Here is a 20,615-nt window from a genome sequence, read left to right as displayed (position 1 = left end):
GCGCGTGCCGCCCGGGTAGACTGCCCGCGCGTCCTTCGCCGCGGCGGGGGACTCCATTCCGATGCCCGGGGGATGCCATGCGTCTGGACTGCCACGTGCGATCGCCGGCCCTGCGCGACCCGCCGGCCGCGTTCGCCTTTGCCGGCCGGCAGGACGGTGCCGGAGCCGGCGCCAGGCCGGGTCGATCCCTGCGACCACCTGTTCCACGCTGCCACGGGCGCGGTGCGGTGATGGCCGGGCGCATCTGCCTGTCGACCTTCCTGCTGGCGGTGCTACTCCTGCTGGCCGGCTGCAGCCAGCCGGCATCCCCGGTGCCGGCCACGGCTCCCGCGCACGGAAAGGCCACGGAAGACGACGGCATCGCGGACGCGCCCGGACCGGAGATCGTCGCCCTCGCCGGCGCCTGGGACCTGTGGGAGGACACCGAGGGCGGCAGCGTCTGCCCGGTCACGCTGCAGGCCACGCCCAACCTCGGCGGGCATGCGCTGGAGGCGGATCCGGCCTGCCTCGCCTCGCTGGGCCTGGAAGGCGAGGCGTTTGCCTGGCTGATCGACGGCCGCGACCAGTCGCTGGTACTGGTGGATGCCACGCGCAAGGCCATCGTGCGCCTGCCGCGCAGCGGCGAGCGCGAGTTCTACCTGCCGCGCGACGGCAATCGGCGGTACGGGCTGATGCTCAACCCGGCGCAGTAGTCGCGGCGCCCGCCGGCGATGGTCGCCGGCCAGGCAAGGTTCGCCTGCCCCGGCCGGCAGGCCTGCCGCGGCGCGGGTCAGGCGTAAAATGCGTCCCTGGTGTTTTGCGGAAAGCGCGCAGTGGCAGAACAGATATCCGCGGTCCCGGCGTCCGCGGCCCCTGGGGAGGCGCCGGCATCGGCGGCACGCATCGGTCCGGCCTCGCCGGCCGACATCGAGGCCCTGTCCGCGCTGCTGGTGGAGACCGTCGCCAACAACGGCTCGGTCGGCTTCATGCACCCGCTGCCGCTGGACGAGGCGCGTGCGTTCTGGCGCGGCGCGCTGGAGGCGGTCGCGCGCGGCGAGCGCGTGGTGCTGTGCGCCTGGCAGGACGGCCAGCTGCTGGCCACCGGTTCGCTGGCCCTGGTGCAGGCGCCCAGCCAGCCGCACCGCGCCGAGCTGACCAAGGTGATGACCGCGCCGGCGGCCCGCGGCCGCGGCGTCGGTGCGGCCCTGGTGCAGGCGCTGGAACAGGCAGCGCGCGAGCGCGGCCGCCGCCTGCTTACCCTGGATGCCTCGCTGATCGAGGGCGCCACCGCGTTCTACCGCCGCCTGGGCTACCACACCGCCGGCGACATCCCCGAGTACGCCTACAAGCCGCTGGGCGGGCTGGGCGCGACCCGGATCCTGTGGAAGCTGCTGGACGCGCGCGAGCCGGCGCGGACGTTGCCGGTCGACCCGGCCGCCGACGAGCGGTACATGCGCCAGGCCCTGGCCCTGGCCGAGCGCGCGGAGAAGGAATACGACGAGATCCCGGTGGGCGCGGTGGTGGTCTCGGCCGGAGGCGAGGTGATCGGCGAGGGCTGGAACCGCAACATCGCCGACCACGATCCCAGCGCGCATGCCGAGATCATGGCCCTGCGCCAGGCCGGCCGGGCGTTGGCCAACCACCGCCTGGTCGGCGCCACCCTGTACGTGACGCTGGAACCCTGCGCGATGTGCGCCATGGCCCTGGTCCATGCCCGCGTCGCGCGAGTGGTCTACGGCGCGGCCGATCCCAAGACCGGCGCCTGCGGCAGTGTGTTCGACGTCATCGGCGACCCGCGCCACAACCACCGCGTGCTGGTGCAGGGCGGGGTGCTGGGCGAGGAGGCCGGGCGGCGCCTGACCAACTACTTCCGGGCCAAGCGCGGCAAGCCGCCGGTCTGAGCCCGGTTCAGCCCCCCGGCGGCAGCGGCCGGGTGGGGCGGTGGTCCATTTCCTCGTTGATCGCGGTCACCGCCAGGGTGGACTCGCGCGCCAGCAGGAAGCTGGCGGCAAACATCGACAGCACCCCGGCCGAAGCCAGCCAGATCGGCAGCGAGCCCAGGCGGTGCCCGGCGAAGTTGTCCACGGCCACCGCCAGGCTGGTGCCGACGAAGCAGCTGATGGCGATGTACAGCAGCTGCCCGGCGCGCAGCATCAGCAGGCTACGCAGGCGCTGCAGGGCGATGCGCTTCTCGTACAGCTGCCGCTCGCGCTCGTCGCGCACTTCCGGCAGTTCCCGCAGCAGGGTCCGCGCGCGGTCGATGATCCGGGCCAGGCGGTTGTTGGCCGACAGCAGCAGCGAGGCGGTGGCTGTCAGGAAGAAGGCCGGCGCCAGCATCGCGGCCAGGATGGCATGGGTGCTCGACTCTTGCATCGACCGGGCGTGGATGGGGACCTGCGGTATCATGCCAGCCCCCGCCGCGCCCGCAAGCGCGGCCCCATCACCGTTGGAGTTCCGCAAGCGCATGGCCATGGCCGCAGGAATGGACCGCCTGATCTGGATCGACCTGGAGATGACCGGCCTGGACACCGACCGCGATTCCATCCTCGAGATCGCCACCGTCGTCACCGACGCCCAGCTCAACGTGCTGGCCGAGGGCCCCGAGCTGGCCATCGCCCATCCGCTGGAGACCCTGCAGGCGATGGACGAGTGGAACCGCAACCAGCACAGCCGTTCCGGCCTGTGGCAGCGGGTGCTGGACAGCGACGTGACCCTGGCCCAGGCCGAGGCCCGCACCGTGGCCTTCCTCAACGAGTGGGTACCGGCCAAGGCCTCGCCGATGTGCGGCAACTCGATCTGCCAGGACCGCCGCTTCCTGCACCGGCTGATGCCGCGGCTGGAGCAGTACTTCCACTACCGCAACCTGGACGTGAGCACGCTCAAGGAGCTGGCCCGCCGCTGGTGCCCGGAGGTGCTGGCCGGGGTCGGCAAGCAGGCCGCGCATACCGCGCTGAGCGACGTGCACGATTCGATCGCCGAGCTGCGCCACTACCGCCAGTTCCTGGGCAAGTTCGCCGGGCTGCCGGCGGCCTGAGCGTCAGGGGCCGCCGTTGCCGCGCCTGGTCCGCCGGCACGGACCGGCCAGCGGCCCGCGGCAGGCGCCGCCGGCGCTCCCGCCGCCGCGCCGGGGGGACTGGCGCCGGCGCCGGCCGAGGCGCAAACTCCGCCCGTTTCCCGGCCCGGGCCACGGCCCCTTGCCCTGCGCACCGGCCCGGATACAGCGCCGGACGACCCGCCGTGGCGGGTGCATGGCCGACGCGCGACGACCGCCGGGGCCCGCCCACCACGACCCCGCCGCCTCGCCACATGCCGATGTCCCGTTGTCCTCCATGGAGGCAGCATGAAGTACGTCGTACGTGCGTCGGAATTGAACCTGCGGTCCTCGCCCAGGGTGGTTTCGACCAACCGCATCGGCCTGTTGCCGCGCGGGCACGAGGTGGAACTGCTGGAGAAGGCGGCGGCGCCCTGGTGGAAGATCCGCACCCGGCTGGACGGCACCCCGGTCGAGGGCTATGTCTCCTCCGCCTACCTGGTGGCCGGACCGGAAAAGGCGCCCCCGGAGGCGGTGGCGAAGAAGCTGGTGGAGGTGCACCTGCAGACCAGCCAGCCGGTCACCCGCGGCCGCGACGGCGGCCGCGCCTTCGCGCTCAACGAGGCCGGCGCGCCGCGGCGCGATGCCCGCACGCCGGCCGCGCGCGCCGCGCAGCTGCTGGAGATCGTGCACTGGCTGCGGGTGGACAGGAGCGCGCGCTACCTGCGCAAGGGCAGCAGCACCTTCTGCAACATCTACAGCTACGACTACTGCTTCCTGGCCGGCGCCTACCTGCCGCGGGTGTGGTGGACGGCGACCGCGATCAGCGCGCTCAACTCCGGCAGGAGCGTGGCGGTGGTGTACGACCAGACCGTGCGCGAGCTCAACGCCAACAGCCTGCACGACTGGCTGCCGGAGTTCGGGCCGCAGTTCGGCTGGCGCCGGGAGTTCGACCTGGACGCACTGCAGGCGGCGGCCAATGCCGGCGCGGTCTGCCTGGTCTCGGGGAAGAACGCCAACAGCGAGAGCCCCGGCCATATCTGCCCGGTGGTGCCGGAGAAGGGTACGCGGCAGGCCGACCGCAGGAACGGGCGGGTCCACGCGCCGCTGCAGAGCAATGCCGGACGCGAGAACTTCCAGTTCGGGACGCCGCGCTGGTGGACCTCGGCCACGTTCAGGAGCACTTCGTTCTGGATCCATGACTGAGACGGCGGGCGTGCCCAGCGCCGCCAGGGAGGGGATATGGATAGGGAGCAGGCGTCCACGCCGATGGAACGTGCCGCCGGACACATGGACGGCACGCTGGGACAGGGGGCCGGGCTGCAGGACCGCGCGGCCCTGGCCGGGGAGGAGGCGCGGCTGGTGGAGCGGCGCCGCGCCCGCGCCGGCATCGACCCCGGCGCGCCGCGCATCGGCCTGGCGCTGTCCGGCGGCGGCATCCGCAGCGCGACCTTCTGCCTGGGGCTGCTGCGCGGCCTGGCGCAGAACGGCCTGCTGAAGCGCTTCGACTACCTGTCCACGGTATCCGGCGGCGGCTACGTGGGTGCCGCGTTCACCCGGGTGGTGCAGAAGATCGGCGTGGTCGAGGCCGAGAACGCCTTCGCCCGCAGCGATTCGGTGCTGCTGGAATGGCTGCGCCGCAACGGCCGCTACCTGACCCCGCGCGGCGCGCGCGACGTCGGCGCGGCAGTGGCCACCTACCTGCGCAGCGCGCTGGCGGTGCACGCGGAGATGGCGGTGCTGGCGGTGCTGCTGGGCGTGCTGGTGGTGCTGCCGCACGCCCTGCACAACGACCTGGACCTGGTGCTGTCCGCGCAGTGGCAACCATGGGCGTCGGCGTGGTTCGTGCTCGCGGCGGCGGCGTGGATGCTGCTGGCCTCCAGCACCCTGGTGCCGTACTGGACCCTGCGCGACCTGCCACGGGAGGCCAACGAGCCGGGGACGCCGCTGCTGGCCATCCTGCCGCCGCGCGCGGCCGACGTGGTGGTGCTGGCGCTGCTGCTGGCGGGCCTGTGGCTGCTGCCCGGGCGCGACCTGGCCTGGCTGCAGCCGCCCTGGGCGGCGCCGTCGGCGGCGTTCTTCCTGTGCCTGTTCGCCGCCGGCACCCTGGCCCGGCATGCCGGGCTGTACCTGCGCCTGTCCGGGCGCTCGGACGAACGCCCCAACACCCGCCTGGCGCAGCAACGCAACCGCCTGACCGAGGCCTTGCGCCGCGCCAATGCGCTGGCGCTGGGGCTGGCCGGGCTGGGCGTGGTCGACGTGCTTACCTGGCAGGTGGCCAAGCTGCTGGAACAGGGCGACCGCTGGCTGGAGGGCGGCCTGACCCTGGGCAGCCTGCTGGTGCTGCTGCGCGCGTTGAGCGAACCGCTGCAGCGCATGGCCCGCTCCTCGGATGGCCCGCATGCGCGCTGGACGCCGAAGCTGCTGAACCTGCTGGGCCTGCTGGTCGGCGCGCTGGTGGTGTGCGCCTGGGTGCTGCTGGTCCAGTGGGTGGTGTTCATCGCCCCGTTGCGGGGCGAGGACGGCGTGCTGGCCTACCTGCCGTTCTGGGCGCGCGCGGCGGTGCTGGGCGCGCTGGCGCTGGCCTGGGTGCTGCTGACCCAGCGCAACCGCGACTGGGTCAATTCCAGCTCCCTGCACGGCTTCTACCGCGCGCGCCTGGTGCGCGCCTACCTGGCGCTGGGCAACGTGCAGCGCTTCGGCCCGCGCCTGGATGGCGAACGGGAATCGCCCGACGCCTGGTCGGTGACCACGGTGGTCCCGGGCGACGACACCGACCTGTCCAGCCACCGTCCCGAGGAAAACGGCGGCCCGCTGCACCTGGTCGGGGTGTGCCTGAACCAGACCCGCGAGGCGGCCAGCGGCATGTACAACGCCGACCGCAAGGGCCTGGCCGCCACCATCAGCGCGCGCGGCATGGAGCTGGGCAGGGACCGCTTCCTGCCGCTGGCGCAGATGCGCGACCCGGGCACCCTGGGGCGCTGGATCGCCATTTCCGGCGCGGCGGCCTCGCCGGGCGCGGGCTCCTACACCTCGCGGGGCTGGGCGGTCCTGCTGTTCATGGTGGGGGCGCGCCTGGGGTTCTGGCTGCGTCCGCGCCAGGAGGGCGCAGCGCAGGAGGAGCCGGCGCGCGACGGCCTGCTGCGGCGCGCCGGGCGCTGGCTGGGCACGACCAAGTTCGGCCTGCTGGCCAGCGAGGCGCTGGCGTCGTTCGCCGGGCCGTGCCAGGACTGGTGGTACCTGTCCGACGGCGGGCACTTCGAGAACACCGGCGTGCACGCGCTGCTGCAGCGCCAGCTGGACTTCATCGTGCTCGCCGACTGCGGCGCCGACCCGCGCTACGAGTACGACGACCTGGAGAACCTGGTGCGCAAGGCGCGCATCGACTTCGACTGCGACATCGAGTTCTGCACGCCGGAGGACGCCGCCGCGATGGGCGCGGTCGCCAGCGAGCACCTGGCGGTGCTGGCACCGGAGGACCTGGCCAAGAACTACACCGCGCGCGGCGTGCTGCTGGCGCGGATCTGCTACAACCGCAGCAACCCGGCGCGGCGGCGGCTCGGCACCCTGCTAGTGGTCAAGCCGGCCCTGCACGTGTCGCTGGACGCCGACGTGCTGGCCTATGCCCGCCGCCATCCGCTGTTCCCGCAGCAGCCGACCTCCGACCAGTTCTTCGACGAGGCGCAGTGGGAGAGCTACCACCGCCTGGGCGAGGACATGGGACGGGCGCTGCGGGCGGAGTGGCTGGAGAAGGTGCACGGCTGGAACATGCCGGCGCCAAGGCCGGGGAATGTGCTGGAACCGCTGCGGCGGCCGCCCAAGCCCGAGCCGCAGAAGGCGCCGGTGCCGTTCTGGCGCCCGGAAACCAGGGCCGCCGCGATCGGGGCCACCGTCGGCGTCGGCGTGCTGGGCACGCTGCTGCTGCCGGTGGCGCAGGCATTGCAGCAGTGGCAGCAGGAACGCAGCGCACGCGAGCAGGCGGTGGAGGCGGTGCTGGACCGCGTGGATGCCATCCGCGAGGCGAGTCCGGACAAGCCGCCCGGCGCGGACGAGCGCGGCGCCGTGCGCCTGCTGGCCGACGCAGTGCGCTACGGTGGGGTATCGGCGCGGGTGCGCCGCCATGCGGCCAGCCGCCTCGCGGGGCTTGCGGCGCTATGCCAGGTCCCCGCGGATCCCGCCGGGAACAGCTGCGATCCGGCACGCCACTGGGTATGCGACGACGTCTGCGGCACGCACCCCGACCAGGACGACCCGTACTGGATGCCCGCGCCGCAGCAGGAGCCCTGCAGGAATCCCCTGCTGGCACGCTTGCCCGCGTGCAACCGGCAACGGCCCGCGGATGCAGGCACGATGGCCATGCCGGAACCGGCCGTGGCTGCCGGCGGCAGTACTGCCTCGACCTACCCGGAGGCCGCGGCGGACCTGGAGGCGCCCGGCATCGACGGGCCGACTGCGCTGCAGTCCGGTCCCGGCGGGGGCAGGGGGCCGGCGTCGGTGCCGGCGCCGCTTCCGGTCGAAGCGCCGGCTCCGGCACCGCCGGCGTCCGCGCGGGTCCCCGCGCTCGCGGCATGCGGGACGGAAGCGTCGCCCATGACCCTGTACGTGCAGGTGCATGACGAGGCCAGCCGTGCCTGGATCGCCGGCCTGGTCAAGGGCGACTCCGATATCGCCCCTGCGCTGGGGAATACGGTGCGCGTGCCCGGCATCGAGAACGTGGTCGCCACCGCGCAGCGCCATGGCCGCAATCCGCCCGCGCCCTGGCCGCGGCCGACCCTGCTGGTCCACCGCCGCGGCAACGAGGGCGACCGCGAGTGTGCTCGCGGGATTGCCGCGGCGCTGGCGGCGCGGGAGCCTGGCCTGGAGGTGCAGGTGCGCGAGCTGGCCGCGTCCATCCGCAGCAACCGCCGCGTGATCGAACTATGGCTGCCGCCCTGCGCCGCGGATGCGGGCACGCCCGGTCCGGCGCGTTGCGAAGCCGTGCCTTAGCGCCGCTGTTCTGCCAGGGCGGGAAAGGGCACAAACAGGAAGGCCATGCCGGCGCACCGGCATGGCCTTCGGTGGCGCGCGGACGGTCCGCTCGCGCGGACCGCAGCGGCTCAGGCGGCGCCGCCCTTGAGCCTGGCCAGGCGCAGCCAGGTATCGACCACGGTGTCGGGGTTGAGCGACACCGACTCGATGCCTTCCTGCATCAGCCACTCGGCCAGGTCCGGGTGGTCGGAGGGACCCTGGCCGCAGATGCCCACGTACTTGCCCTTGGCGCGGGCAGCCTTGATCGCCATCGACAGCAGCTTCTTGACCGCCGGGTTCCGCTCGTCGAACAGGTGGGCGACGATCGAGGAGTCGCGGTCCAGGCCCAGCGACAGCTGGGTCAGGTCGTTGGAGCCGATCGAGAAGCCGTCGAAGATCTCGAGGAACTCGTCCGCCAGCAGGGCGTTGGACGGCACCTCGCACATCATGATGATCTTCAGGCCGTTCTCGCCCTGGCGCAGGCCGTTCTTCGCCAGCACCTCGACCACCTTGCGGCCTTCCTCGAGCGTGCGCACGAACGGGATCATCACCCAGAGGTTCTCCAGGCCCATCTCGTTGCGCACGCGCAGCACCGCCTTGCATTCCAGGGCGAAGGCGTCGGCGAAGGACGGATCGACGTAGCGGCTGGCGCCGCGGAAGCCGATCATCGGGTTCTCTTCCTCAGGCTCGTAGCGCTGGCCGCCGATCAGGTTGGCGTACTCGTTGGACTTGAAGTCCGACAGGCGCACGATCACCGGGTTGGGCGCGACCGACGCGGTGAGGGTGGCGATGCCCTCGGCGAGGCGGTCGACGTAGAAGCTGACCGGGTCGGCGTAGCCGGCGACGCGCTCGTCGATCCGGCGCTTGGTGTCCGCGTCCTGGCGGTCGTACTCCAGCAGCGCCTTGGGGTGCACGCCGATGTGGCTGGCGATGATCATCTCCAGGCGCGCCAGGCCGATGCCGGCGTTGGGCAGCTGGCCGAAGTCGAACGCACGCTCGGGATTGGCGACGTTCATCATGATCTTCAGCGGCGCCGGCGGCATGTTGCCCAGGTCGGTGGTGGTGCGCTCGAACGGCAGGCGGCCGGCATAGATGTAGCCGGTATCGCCCTCGGCGCAGCTGACGGTCACTTCCTGGCCGTCCTTGATCAGGTCCAGCGCGTTGCCGGTGCCGACCACCGCCGGCACGCCCAGCTCGCGGGCGATGATCGCCGCGTGGCAGGTGCGGCCGCCGCGGTTGGTGACGATGGCGCTGGCGCGCTTCATCACCGGCTCCCAGTCCGGGTCGGTCATGTCCGCGACCAGCACGTCGCCCGGCTGCACGCGGTCCATGTCCTCCAGCAAGCGCACCACGCGCGCCACGCCGGCGCCGATCTTCTGGCCGATGGCGCGGCCCTCGGCGATCACCTCGCCGCGCTTCTCCAGCGCGAAGCGCTCGATCTGGGTGGCGTGGCCACGCGACTTCACCGTCTCCGGGCGCGCCTGCACGATGAACAGCTTGCCGGACACGCCGTCCTTGGCCCATTCGATGTCCATCGGGCGGCCGTAGTGCTGCTCGATGGTCAGGGCCTGGCGCGCCAGCTCGTGCACGTCCTCGTCGGAGAGCGAGAAGCGGTTGCGCAGCTCGGCCGGCGTGTCCTCGGTGCGCACGCGCTCGCCGGGCTGGTCCGAATACACCATGCGGATCGCCTTGCTGCCGAGCGAGCGGCGCAGGATCGCCGGCTTGCCCTGCTTCAGCGTGGGCTTGTAGACGTAGAACTCGTCCGGGTTCACCGCGCCCTGCACGACCATCTCGCCCAGGCCGTAGCTGGCGGTGACGAACACCACGTCGCGGAAGCCGGACTCGGTGTCCAGGGTGAACAGCACGCCGGAGGCACCCACGTCCGAGCGCACCATCAGCTGCACGCCCGCCGACAGGAACACGTCCTCGTGCTTGAAGCCGTGGTGCACGCGGTAGGCGATCGCGCGGTCGTTGTACAGCGAGGCGAACACTTCCTTGACCTTGTGCACGACATCGTCGGCGCCGGTCACGTTGAGGAAGGTCTCCTGCTGGCCGGCGAACGAGGCATCGGGCAGGTCCTCGGCGGTGGCGGAAGAGCGCACGGCCACCGCCACGTCGTCGCCGCCGTTCTCGCTGCACAGCTTCGCGTAGGCGGTGCGGATATCGGCATCCAGCGCCGGCTGCAGCGGGGCATCGATCACCCACTGGCGGATCTCGCGCCCGGCCGCGGTAAGCGCGTTGACGTCCTCGACGTCCAGCTGCGCGAGCCGGTCGTAGATGCGCTGGTGCAGGTCGTTGTGCGCGATGAAGTCCTTGAACGCTTCGGCCGTGGTGGCGAAGCCACCCGGCACCGAGACGCCGAGGCCGGACAAGTGCCCGATCATCTCGCCGAGGGAGGAATTCTTGCCGCCGACGCGTGCCAGGTCGGCAAGACGAAGCTCATGCAACCACAGGATGTTCTGGTTCAAGTGCGATGCTCCGTGGAGCCACGCCCGGCCGGGCAATGGCCGTGTCCCGAGGTATGTGGGGTGGTTATGATGCCCCTGCGATTTGCGGCATATCAATGTTGATCATGTCATTCAACACGAAACCGGAGACGTCACAGGCATGAGCGCGATCCGCCCTGTTTTCTACGTTTCCGATGGTACCGGTATCACGGCGGAAACCATCGGCCACAGCCTGCTGACCCAGTTCAGTGGATTCCAGTTCGTGACCGACCGCATCGCCTTCGTCGACGACCTCGACAAGGCGCGCGAGGCGGCCGCGCGCATCCGCTCGGCCGGCGAGCGCTACGGCGTGCGGCCGATCGTGGTCAATTCCTGCGTCGATACCCAACTGAGCATGCTCCTGGCCGAAAGCGGGGCGTTGATGCTGGACGTGTTCGCGCCGTTCATCGAGCCGCTGGAGCGCGAGCTCAACCAGCCCCGGCAGGCGAGGGTGGGGCGCGCGCACGGCATCGTCGACTTCGACAGCTACCACCGCCGCATCGAGGCGATGAATTACGCCCTGGCGCATGATGACGGCGTCGCGCTGGACTATGTCGACGCCGACGTGGTGCTGGTGGGCGTGTCGCGCGCGGGCAAGACGCCGACCTGCGTGTACCTGGCGCTGCATTACGGCGTGAAGGCCGCCAACTACCCGCTGACCGACAGCGACCTGGACAACGACAGGTTGCCGGAGCGGCTGCGTCCGTACCGGCGCAAGCTGTTCGGACTGACCATCGATCCGGACCGGCTGCAGCAGATCCGCCAGGAGCGCAGGCCGGATTCGTCCTATTCGCGGCTGGAGACCTGCAGGCGCGAGGTGCAGGCGGCCGAGGCGATGTTCGCGCGCGAGCGCATCCCGACCCTCAGCACCACGCACACCTCGATCGAGGAGATCTCCAGCAAGGTGCTGGCCACCTTCGGCCTGCAGCGGGAGATGTTCTGAACGGCGGCCCGTACGCATGGGGGCCGGCGGCGGGCTTTTCAATGCTGCCGCGCGCGCGCCTTGCCGTGTAGCATCGGGCGCATGCAGCAGGCACTCCCCATCGTCGCGCGTATCCCCAGGATCGGCCGCTTCGGCTGGCTGATGGGGCTGTACGCGGAGAACCACGCCCGCCTGACCCGGCTGTTCGCGCCGGCCGGGCTGGCGTGCGGCAGCTACGTGTCCTCGCTGGGCGACGGCCTGGACGTGCGCCTGGACGTGCTCGAGCGCCACCGCTACACGGTCGAGCTGCGCCTGACCTACGACCTGTGCGACCCGGTGACCGGCGAGCCGGACCCCTCTGCCTACCTGCGCCTGTACAACGACGCCCGCCAGGTCGAGACCACCCACTGCTACGTCGGCCGGCGCTGGCAGGACGTGATCGGCATGTACCCGCCGCCGGCCGAAGTGGTGGGCCACCGCCTGCGCATGAACACCTTCCTGGGCAAGTGGCTGCAGTACCTGGCCGAGCAGGGCCACGGCGTGGCCACGCTGCGCCCGGCGCCGCCGCTGGCCGCGCCGCGGGCACCGCTGGCGGCCGTGGCGCGGGACTGACCATGGGCTTCGATCCGCGTTCCGTGCCGCTGTCGGTGCTGGACCTGGCACCGGTGTGCGAGGGCTCGGACGTCTCCGCCGCGCTGGCCAACAGCGTCGACCTGGCCCGCCATGCCGAGGCCCTGGGCTACCGCCGGTTCTGGCTGGCCGAGCACCACAACATGCCCGGCATCGCCAGCGCCGCCACCGCGGTGCTGATCGCGCACGTGGCCGCGCATACCTCGAAGATCCGGGTTGGCGCTGGCGGGATCATGCTGCCCAACCATTCGCCGCTGCAGGTGGCCGAGCAGTTCGGCACCCTGGCCGCGCTGCATCCGGGCCGGATCGACCTGGGCGTGGGCCGCGCGCCGGGCACCGACCACGCCACCGCGCGGGCGCTGCGCCGCTATTTCGACTCCGCCGAGCAGTTCCCGCAGGACGTGCAGGAGCTGCTGCGCTATTTCGAGCCGGTGCAGCCGGGCCAGGCGGTGCAAGCCGTGCCCGGCGCCGGGCTCGGGGTGCCGGTGTGGATCCTGGGTTCCAGCCTGTTCGGCGCGCAGCTGGCCGCGGCGCTGGGCCTGCCGTACGCGTTCGCCTCGCACTTCGCCCCGGATGCGCTGGAGGAAGCCCTGCTGGTCTACCACCGGCACTTCCGGCCCTCGAAGCACTGCGCCGAGCCGCACGTGATGCTGGCGGTGAACGTGGTGGCCGCGGCCACCGACGCCGAGGCGCGGCGGCTGTTCACCACCCCGCAGCAGGCCTTCGTGAACCTGCGCCGCGGCCGCCCGGGACTGATCCCGCCGCCGGTGGACGACATCGAGGCCTACTGGAACCCGCAGGAGAAGGCCGGGGTGGAGCGGGCGCTGGCCTGCAGCGTGGTCGGCAGCCGCGACACCGTGGCCGAGGGCCTGGCGCGCTTCGTCCAGCGCCACCGCCCGGACGAGCTGATCGTGGTGGCCAACCTGCACGACCACCAGGCCCGGCTGGAGTCCTACCGGATCGCGGCCGAGGCCTGGGGCCTGGCGGCCGCCGGTTGACCACCTGAACGGCGCCGACGGACGGCGCTCGCTATTCCGGACGAATACGGGTATCGTGCCCCCACTGTGTTTGCATGGGTCACCGTGAATCGTGGCCTGATGCAGTCGATCCGACGATCGCGCTACATCGTTCCGCTTTGCCTAACACCTGCAACCCAGTACCCGCCGCGGATGTCCCGCGACCGGGTTTTCCATTTTTCCGTTGAGGAGTTAGCAAACATGTCCGATCGTCAGACCGGTACCGTCAAGTGGTTCAACGACGCCAAGGGCTTCGGCTTCATCACCCCGGAGAGCGGTGCCGACCTGTTCGTGCATTTCCGTTCGATCCAGGGCTCGGGCTTCAAGTCGCTGCAGGAAGGCCAGAAGGTCTCCTTCATCGTCGTGCAGGGCCAGAAGGGCCTGCAGGCCGACCAGGTCCAGGCGCTGTAACTGACTGGCCTTCCCGGCTCGCGCCGGGATCGCAGACCGGAACGCCGGGGGCGCAAGCCTCCGGCGTTTTCCGTTTCCGGGCCCGGCGCGCGGCGCAACGGATGGCAAACGCCGGCCGTGCGAGGATGGGCGCAGTCGAACAGGAGTTGCCGATGCTGACCGTCCATCACCTGGAAAATTCCCGTTCCCAGCGCGTGCTGTGGCTGCTGGAGGAACTGGAGCTGCCGTACCACGTGGTGCACCACAGGCGCGACCCGAAGACCCTGCTGGCGCCGCCGGAGCTGCGCGCCGTGCACCCGCTGGGCAAGGCCCCGGTGCTGGTGGATGGCGGCCAGGCGCTGGCCGAATCCGGTGCGATCCTGGAATACCTGGTCGAGCGCTACGACACCGGCTATGCGCTATCGCCGCCGCCGGAACCGGCGCTGGCCGAGGAGCGCCTGCTGTACCGCTACTGGATGCACTACGCCGAGGGCTCGGCCATGCCGCCGATGCTGCTGTCGCTGGTGCTGCGCCGGATCCGCAACGCGCCGATGCCGTTCTTCGCCCGGCCCATCGCCCGCGCCATCGTCGACCGCACCCTGGCCGGCTTTGTCTCGCCGCAGGTGAAGCTGCACCTGGACTGGATGGAGCAGGCGCTGGACGGCGGCGGCTGGTTCGCGGGCGAGCGCTTCACCGCGGCCGACATCCAGATGAGCTTCCCGATCGAGGCCGCGGCGGCGCGCGCCGGGCTGGACGGCCACCCGAACCTGCGCGGCTTCCTCGAGCGCATCCACGCGCGCCCGGCCTACCAGCGGGCGCTGGAGCAGGGCGGCCCGTTCGCGGTCGCCACCGGCTGATCCGCCCGCCGGCGGCGACCCATGCGGATCGGATTCGACAACAGCTTCCTGCGCGAACTGCCCGGCGACCCCGAGGCCGGGCCGCGCGTGCGCGAGGTCTTCGCGGCCTGGTCGCGGGTGGATCCCACCCCGGTGGCCGCGCCGCGGCTGCTGGCCTGGTCGCCCGAGGCCGCGGCCCTGGCCGGGCTGGACGCCGCCGACGCCGAGCACCCGGACTTCGCCCGCGTGTTCGGCGGCAATGCGCTGCTGGAAGGCATGCAGCCGTGGGCGGCCAACTACGGCGGCCACCAGTTCGGCAGCTGGGCCGGGCAGCTGGGCGATGGCCGCGCGATTTCGCTGGGCGAGGCGATCGGGCCGGACGGCGGGCGCTGGGAACTGCAGCTCAAGGGCGCGGGGCGCACGCCGTACTCGCGTTTCGGCGACGGCCGCGCGGTGCTGCGCTCCTCGATCCGCGAGTTCCTGTGCAGCGAGGCCATGCACCACCTGGGCATCCCCACCACGCGCGCGCTCAGCCTGGTCGGCACCGGCGAGGAGGTGGTGCGCGACATGTTCTACGACGGCCATCCGCGCCCGGAGCCCGGTGCCGTGGTGTGCCGGATGGCGCCCAGCTTCCTGCGCTTTGGCAGCTGGCAACTGCCGGCCTCGCGCGGCGATACCGCGCTGCTGCGGCGGCTGGCGGACCATGTCCAGCGCCACCACTTTCCGGACCTGCATGGACTGGGCCCGGCCGGCGACGCGGAATGGTTCGCGCAGGTGTGCGAGCGCACCGCGTGGATGGTGGCCGGCTGGATGCGGGTGGGCTTCGTCCACGGGGTGATGAACACCGACAACATGTCCATCCTCGGCCTGACCATCGACTACGGTCCCTATGGCTGGCTGGAGGACTACGACCCGGACTGGACGCCCAACACCACCGACGCCCACGGCCGCCGCTACCGCTATGGCGCCCAGCCGCAGGTGGCGTACTGGAACCTCACCCGGCTGGCGCAGGCGCTGGCGCCGCTGTTCGGCGGGGCCGCGCCGCTGGAGGCCGGGCTGCAGCGCTACCTGGACGCCTGGGCCCGGGCCGAGCGGGAAATGGTGGCCGGCAAGCTGGGCCTGGCCCGCGCCGGCGCCGGTGACGTGGCCCTGTTCGAGGACCTGTGCCGGGTGCTGCAGGCCGGGCAGTTCGACCTCACCACGTTCTTCCGCCAGCTTGGGGAGGTGGATCCGGCCACGGCCAGGCCGGCGGACTTCGCGGCGGTGTCCTACGACGCCGTCGCGGCCGCGGCGGTGTCGCCGGCGTTGCAGGAGTGGCTGGCACGCTACGCCGCGCGCCTGGCCGACGACCCGCTGGCGCCACCACGGCGGCGCGAACGCATGCGCCTGGCCAATCCGCGCTACGTGTTGCGCAACTGGCTGGCGCAGGAGGCCATCGACCGTGCCGAGGCCGGCGACCTGGCGTCGGTGGCGACGCTGCTGGAGGTGATGCGCCGCCCGTACGAGGACCAGCCTGGACGGGAGCACTACGCCGGCCTGCGCCCCGAATGGGCGCGCCATCGCGCCGGCTGCTCGATGCTGTCCTGCAGCTCCTGACGGCGTTACCGTTTGCGCATCCCGTCCGTCCGGAGAGCTTCCCCGATGTCCGCAACAGTCGCCGAACCCGCCACCCAGCCGGCCTGGGCCTCGCTGGTCCGCGAGATCCCGGACTTTCCCTCGCCGGGCATCGTGTTCCGCGACATCTGCCCGCTGCTGGCCGATGCCGAAGGCCTGGCCGCGATGCTCGACGACCTGGCCGCGCCATGGCGCGGCGTGGCGATCGGCCTGGTGGCCGGGATCGAGGCGCGCGGCTTCATCCTCGGCGCCGCGCTGGCGCCGCTGCTGGGTGCCGGCTTTCTGCCGCTGCGCAAGCCGGGCAAGCTGCCCGGGCCGGTGGTCGAGGAACAGTACGCGCTGGAATACGGCAGCGACCGGCTGCAGCTGCAGGCCGGCGCGGTCGCGCCGGGCACCCGCGTGCTGCTGGTGGACGACGTGCTGGCCACCGGCGGCACCCTGGCCGCGGCGGCCCGGCTGCTGGCACAGCAGCAGGCCCGGGTGGTCGGGGCGGGGGTGCTGATGGAGCTGGTGGCCCTCGGTGGCCGTGCCCGCTGGGAAATCGACGCGCCGCTGGTGGCCTTGCTGAGGCACTGAGGCGGGATCGGGATTCGGGATTCGGGATTCGTGGTTGGTGCTTCGCGGGGCGCGTAGTCCGGACAACGCGGCGCATCCGGGGGCGCGACGCGCGCCCCGGTAGGCAGGGTCAGAGCCTGCGTACGCGGAAGCGGCGGCCCTTGATCCTGCCGGCTTCCAGCCGCTGCAGGGCGCGTTCCGCCTGTGCGTTGGCGATGGCCACGTAGGAGCGGGTGGCCGCAATCACGATCTTGCCGATGGCCGATCCGGGCAGGCCGGCCTCGCCGGTCAGGGCGCCGAGGATGTCGCCGGGGCGCAGCTTGTCGGTCTTGCCGCCGTCGATGCGCAGGGTGGTCATCGGTGCCCGTGCCGGCTGGGCGGGGCGGCCGGTGGCCAGCGGCGCGTTCTCGCGCGGCGGCGGGCTGTCCTGGGCGGCGGCGATCATCCCGGCGCGCGCGTTCTCGCGGCCGGCGACCAGGCTCAGGGCCAGGCCACGGCGGCCGGCGCGGCCGGTGCGGCCAATGCGGTGGCGGTAGGCATCCACGTCGGTCGGCAGCTCGTAGTTCACCACCGCGGCCAGGTCCTCCACGTCCAGGCCGCGCGCGGCCACGTCGCTGGCAACCAGCACGTTGCAGCTGCGGTTGGCCAGCTGCAGCAGCACTTCGTCGCGGTCGCGCTGCTCCATGTCCCCGTGCAGGGCCAGGGCGGAGAAACCGAACTGGCGCAGCGAGCCGGCGACCTCGTCCACGTCCTTGCGGGTATTGCAGAACACCACCGCCGATTCGGGGCGATGGCGCAGCAGCAGGCCGGCCACGGCCTTCTGCCGGAACTGCGGGTCCACGTCGAAGAAGCGCTGCTCGATGTCCGGCGCCGATTCACCGCCGTCCACCGAGACCTCCACCGGATCGCGCAGCAGCTGGCGGGCGAGTTCGCGGATCGCATCGGGGAAGGTGGCCGAGAACAGCAGGGTCTGGCGCTGGCCGTGGCAGCGGTTGGCGATCTCGCGCACCGGCTCCTCGAAGCCCATGTCCAGCATGCGGTCGGCCTCGTCCAGCACCAGGGTGCGGACCACGCCCAGGTGCAGCACGCGCTTGCGGGCCAGCTCCTGCACCCGGCCCGGCGTGCCGACCACGACCTGCGGGTCGTGCGCCTGCAGCGAGGCGATCTGCGGCTCCAGCGCCACGCCGCCGGTGAGCACGCTCAGCTTGAGGTTGGGGATGCCGGTGGCCAGGCGGCGCAGCTGGCGGCCGACCTGGTCGGCCAGCTCGCGGGTCGGGCACAGCACCAGCGCCTGGCAGCGCGATTGGCCCGGATCCAGCCGCTGCAGCAAGCCCAGGCCGAAGGCGGCGGTCTTGCCGCTGCCGGTGGGCGCCTGCGCCAGCAGGTCGCGGCCTTCCAGGATCGGCGGCAGTGACTGCGCCTGGATCGGCGTGGCGGCGGTATAGCCCAGCGCGTCCAGTCCGGGACGCAGGGCGGGGGAGAGCGGCAGCGCGGCAAAGTCGGTCATGCGCCATTCTCGCAGGTGTGGCCCGTACAATGCGCGGATGCCTTTGATCACCCTGCAGAACGTCGACTACAGCGTCGGCGGCCCGTTGTTGCTGGAACATGCCGACCTGTCGATCGAGCCGGGCGAACGCATCGCCCTGATCGGCCGCAACGGCGCCGGCAAATCCACCCTGCTCAAGCTCATCGCCGGCGAACTGCAGCCGGACGATGGCCAGGTGCGGGTCCAGGCAGGCGTGCGTGTGGCGCGCCTGGAGCAGGAGGTGCCCGGCGGCACCGAGGGCAGCGTGTTCGACGTGGTCGCCGGCGGCCTGGGCGAGCTGGGCACCTGGCTGGCGCAGTTCCACCAGATCAGCCATGCCGCGGAATTCGACGCGGCGCAGCTGTCGCGGGTGCAGGCGAAGATCGACGCGGCCGACGGCTGGGCCCTGGACCGGCGCGTGGCCGAGGTGCTCAGCCGCCTGGAGCTGGATGGCGATGCGGTGTTCGCGCGCCTGTCCGGTGGCATGAAGCGCCGCGTGCTGCTGGCGCGCTCGCTGGTTTCCGCGCCGGACGTGCTGCTGCTGGACGAGCCGACCAACCACCTGGACATCGAGGCGATCGACTGGCTGGAGGGCTTCCTGAAGGAGTGGAGCGGCAGCGTGGTGTTCGTCACCCACGACCGCCGCTTCCTGCGCGCCCTGGCCACCCGCATCGTCGAGATCGACCGCGGCCAGGTCACCAGCTGGCCGGGCGACTGGGCCAACTACGAGCGCCGCCGCGAGGAGCGGCTCAACGCCGAGGCGCAGGAGAACGCGCGCTTCGACAAGCTGCTGGCGCAGGAGGAAGCCTGGATCCGCCAGGGCATCAAGGCTCGCCGCACCCGCGACGAAGGCCGCGTGCGCCGGCTCAAGGCCATGCGCGTGGAACGCGCCCAGCGCCGCGAACTGTCCGGCAACGTGCGCATGGAGGCCGCCCAGGGCGAGTCCTCCGGCAAGAAGGTCATCGAGGCCAGGGACCTGCATTTCGCCCACGGCGGGCAGGTGATGGTGCGGGGCTTCTCCACCACCGTGCTGCGCGGCGACCGCATCGGCCTCATCGGCCCCAACGGCAGTGGCAAGACGACCCTGCTGAAGCTGCTGCTGGGCGAACAGCAGCCGCAGGCCGGCGAGGTGAAACTGGGCACCAACCTGCAGGTGGCCTACTTCGACCAGTACCGCGCGACCCTGCGCGAGGACTGGAACGCGATGGAGAACGTGGCCGGCGGCCGCGACTTCGTCGAGATCAACGGCTCGCGCAAGCACGTGCTGGCCTACCTGCAGGACTTCCTGTTCACGCCCGAGCGCGCGCGTGCGCCAATCACCCGCCTGTCCGGCGGCGAGCGCAACCGCCTGCTGCTGGCGCGCCTGTTCGCGCAGCCATCCAACCTGCTGGTGATGGACGAGCCGACCAACGACCTGGACGTGGAAACCCTGGAGCTGCTGGAAGACCTGCTGGCCGACTACAACGGCACCCTGCTGCTGGTCAGCCACGACCGCGACTTCCTCGACAACGTCGTGACCTCTACGTTGGTGATGGAAGGCGAGGGGCGGGTGGGCGAGTACGTGGGCGGCTACAGCGACTGGCTGCGCCAGCGCCCGGCACCGCCGGCGCCGAAGCCCGCCGCGGCCAGGCCCGCGCCGGCCCCGGCCGCCGCGCCCGCGGCGCCGGCGCCGGCCGGCAAGCGCAAGCTCAGCTACAAGGATGCGCGCGAGCTGGAGCAGCTGCCGGGCCGGATCGAGGCGCTGGAAGCTGAGCTGGCGGAACTGGCCGCGGCCATGTCCGACCCGGCCTTCTACCAGCAGGATCCGGGCGTGGTCGCCGCGCATGGCAAGCGCATGGCCGATGCCCAGGCCGAACTGGACGCCGCCTACGCCCGCTGGGCCGAACTGGACGGCTGAGCCCGGCCGCGCATCGCATGCACCCGGCCGCTGCCGGCGCGCGACGGGCCCGGGGCGGGCTACTTCGCGCGGCCGGTATTGCGCGGCGTGCTGTCCGGCGCCAGGAACGCCCAGAACGGCACCCCGGCCTCGGCCCACCAGCGCACTGCATCGTCCAGTACCTCGACCAGGGTCTGCAGGTCCTGCGGGCGGGTGCCCTGCAGCCCGGCGAAGCCGTCGATCGCCAGCAGGTAGCCCGGAGCGGGCGCCCAGGACAGGTCGCGCAGCGCATCCAGCAGGCCATCCCAGTTGCGGCCCCAGCCGGCCGGGAAGTCCAGCGTGGTGGCGATGCGCAGCAGCAGCGCGGCCTTGTCGCGGCAGCCCTCCAGATCGATCCGCCGCACCAGCAGGCCGGCATCGCGCGCGGCCGCGGCCAGCGCCGCCAGGTCGGCGGCGGCAACCTCGTAGACGCCGGCGCGGGTGGCATCGTCCAGGCCGAGGTCGAATCCGGAGTGGGTCATGGCCGTGCCTCCGCCATGGGCACCTGGAAGGCGCGGAAGCTGCCGTAGTGGTCGGCGCTGTAGTACCACTCGGTTGGCGGATCGCCGCCGGTGACGATGCGGCGCGCGCCACGGTGCGGCACGCCGGGCGTCGGCACGGTGTACTCGCGGTAGTGGCCGCGCGGGCGCGGCGGCAACCGGCCTTCGCGGTTGGCGAACACGCTGCCGTCCTGGCGGTGCGGGAACGG

Annotated in this window: 18 protein-coding genes and 1 pseudogene; 14 read left to right on the top strand and 5 right to left on the bottom strand. The window is 72.1% G+C overall.

Annotated elements, in window-relative coordinates; translation table 11 throughout:
* The first annotated feature begins 230 nt into the window (after positions 1-230).
* From PSEJ31_RS0112045 to tadA, 3 genes and pseudogenes are all read left to right on the top strand, one after another.
* Positions 231-692 (top strand): AprI/Inh family metalloprotease inhibitor, encoded by a 462-nt coding sequence (locus PSEJ31_RS0112045; protein ID WP_028915590.1) that lies wholly within the window; start codon positions 231-233, stop codon positions 690-692.
* Between the two features lie 273 nt (positions 693-965).
* Positions 966-1,295 (top strand): annotated as a pseudogene (locus PSEJ31_RS17275) (GNAT family N-acetyltransferase); the annotation flags it as partial.
* A 102-nt stretch (positions 1,296-1,397) separates the two neighbouring features.
* Complete coding sequence (gene tadA / locus PSEJ31_RS17270) at positions 1,398-1,880, top strand: tRNA adenosine(34) deaminase TadA (RefSeq protein WP_028915589.1); 483 nt, start codon at positions 1,398-1,400, stop codon at positions 1,878-1,880.
* A gap of 7 nt (positions 1,881-1,887) precedes the next feature.
* Here tadA and PSEJ31_RS0112035 read toward each other — a convergent pair whose 3' ends face one another.
* The gene (locus PSEJ31_RS0112035; protein ID WP_028915588.1) at positions 1,888-2,352 is read right to left on the bottom strand and encodes a DUF2721 domain-containing protein; all 465 of its coding nucleotides are present in this window, start codon (positions 2,350-2,352) and stop codon (positions 1,888-1,890) included.
* Between the two features lie 97 nt (positions 2,353-2,449).
* Here PSEJ31_RS0112035 and orn point away from each other — a divergent pair, with 97 nt between their 5' ends.
* The 3 genes from orn (at position 2,450) to PSEJ31_RS17115 (ending at position 7,996) form a co-directional block, all read left to right on the top strand.
* Positions 2,450-3,013, top strand: coding sequence for an oligoribonuclease (gene orn / locus PSEJ31_RS0112030; protein WP_028915587.1), 564 nt, complete (start codon positions 2,450-2,452; stop codon positions 3,011-3,013).
* A gap of 306 nt (positions 3,014-3,319) precedes the next feature.
* Positions 3,320-4,216 (top strand): SH3 domain-containing protein, encoded by an 897-nt coding sequence (locus tag PSEJ31_RS16050; RefSeq protein ID WP_084220859.1) that lies wholly within the window; start codon positions 3,320-3,322, stop codon positions 4,214-4,216.
* A 63-nt stretch (positions 4,217-4,279) separates the two neighbouring features.
* A complete protein-coding gene (locus PSEJ31_RS17115) occupies positions 4,280-7,996 on the top strand; it encodes a patatin-like phospholipase family protein (protein WP_198015057.1) in 3,717 nt (1,238 codons plus the stop codon).
* A 110-nt stretch (positions 7,997-8,106) separates the two neighbouring features.
* On the opposite strand, the gene ppsA is transcribed toward PSEJ31_RS17115, so the two are convergent.
* On the bottom strand, positions 8,107-10,485 hold the full coding sequence (gene ppsA / locus PSEJ31_RS0112015) for a phosphoenolpyruvate synthase (protein ID WP_028915585.1): 2,379 nt from the start codon (positions 10,483-10,485) through the stop codon (positions 8,107-8,109).
* Between the two features lie 139 nt (positions 10,486-10,624).
* On the opposite strand from ppsA, the gene PSEJ31_RS0112010 reads away from it, so the two are divergent.
* From PSEJ31_RS0112010 to PSEJ31_RS0111980, 7 genes are all read left to right on the top strand, one after another.
* Positions 10,625-11,446 carry a pyruvate, water dikinase regulatory protein gene (locus tag PSEJ31_RS0112010; RefSeq protein ID WP_019397335.1) on the top strand — a complete coding sequence of 274 codons (822 nt, stop codon included), beginning with the start codon at positions 10,625-10,627 and terminating at the stop codon, positions 11,444-11,446.
* Positions 11,447-11,527: 81 nt separating this feature from the next.
* Complete coding sequence (locus tag PSEJ31_RS0112005; protein WP_019397334.1) at positions 11,528-12,037, top strand: DUF1249 domain-containing protein; 510 nt, start codon at positions 11,528-11,530, stop codon at positions 12,035-12,037.
* Positions 12,038-12,039: 2 nt separating this feature from the next.
* Positions 12,040-13,053 carry an LLM class flavin-dependent oxidoreductase gene (locus tag PSEJ31_RS0112000; protein WP_019397333.1) on the top strand — a complete coding sequence of 338 codons (1,014 nt, stop codon included), beginning with the start codon at positions 12,040-12,042 and terminating at the stop codon, positions 13,051-13,053.
* 219 nt (positions 13,054-13,272) lie between these two features.
* Positions 13,273-13,482: a cold-shock protein gene (locus PSEJ31_RS0111995; RefSeq protein WP_013535118.1), complete on the top strand. Its 210-nt coding sequence runs from the start codon at positions 13,273-13,275 to the stop codon at positions 13,480-13,482.
* A 152-nt stretch (positions 13,483-13,634) separates the two neighbouring features.
* Positions 13,635-14,318 (top strand): glutathione S-transferase, encoded by a 684-nt coding sequence (locus tag PSEJ31_RS0111990; protein WP_026010233.1) that lies wholly within the window; start codon positions 13,635-13,637, stop codon positions 14,316-14,318.
* Between the two features lie 21 nt (positions 14,319-14,339).
* Complete coding sequence (locus PSEJ31_RS0111985; RefSeq protein WP_028915584.1) at positions 14,340-15,893, top strand: YdiU family protein; 1,554 nt, start codon at positions 14,340-14,342, stop codon at positions 15,891-15,893.
* A 45-nt stretch (positions 15,894-15,938) separates the two neighbouring features.
* Positions 15,939-16,487, top strand: coding sequence for an adenine phosphoribosyltransferase (locus PSEJ31_RS0111980; protein ID WP_028915583.1), 549 nt, complete (start codon positions 15,939-15,941; stop codon positions 16,485-16,487).
* A 109-nt stretch (positions 16,488-16,596) separates the two neighbouring features.
* Here PSEJ31_RS0111980 and dbpA read toward each other — a convergent pair whose 3' ends face one another.
* Positions 16,597-17,973, bottom strand: coding sequence for an ATP-dependent RNA helicase DbpA (gene dbpA, locus PSEJ31_RS0111975; protein ID WP_028915582.1), 1,377 nt, complete (start codon positions 17,971-17,973; stop codon positions 16,597-16,599).
* A 37-nt stretch (positions 17,974-18,010) separates the two neighbouring features.
* Between dbpA and PSEJ31_RS0111970 the strand changes: the two genes are divergently transcribed.
* Positions 18,011-19,888 carry an ATP-binding cassette domain-containing protein gene (locus PSEJ31_RS0111970; protein ID WP_028915581.1) on the top strand — a complete coding sequence of 626 codons (1,878 nt, stop codon included), beginning with the start codon at positions 18,011-18,013 and terminating at the stop codon, positions 19,886-19,888.
* A gap of 59 nt (positions 19,889-19,947) precedes the next feature.
* On the opposite strand, the gene PSEJ31_RS0111965 is transcribed toward PSEJ31_RS0111970, so the two are convergent.
* Positions 19,948-20,388, bottom strand: coding sequence for a barstar family protein (locus PSEJ31_RS0111965; RefSeq protein WP_019397937.1), 441 nt, complete (start codon positions 20,386-20,388; stop codon positions 19,948-19,950).
* The coding region (locus PSEJ31_RS0111960) for a ribonuclease domain-containing protein (RefSeq protein WP_028915580.1) at positions 20,385-20,615 on the bottom strand (231 nt) is incomplete at its 5' end. The genes PSEJ31_RS0111960 and PSEJ31_RS0111965, both read right to left, overlap by 4 nt.

Origin of the sequence: Pseudoxanthomonas sp. J31 (assembly GCF_000510725.1) — a bacterium.
Taxonomy (GTDB): Bacteria; Pseudomonadota; Gammaproteobacteria; order Xanthomonadales; family Xanthomonadaceae; genus Pseudoxanthomonas.
This window is presented reverse-complemented; position numbering and strand designations above follow the sequence as displayed.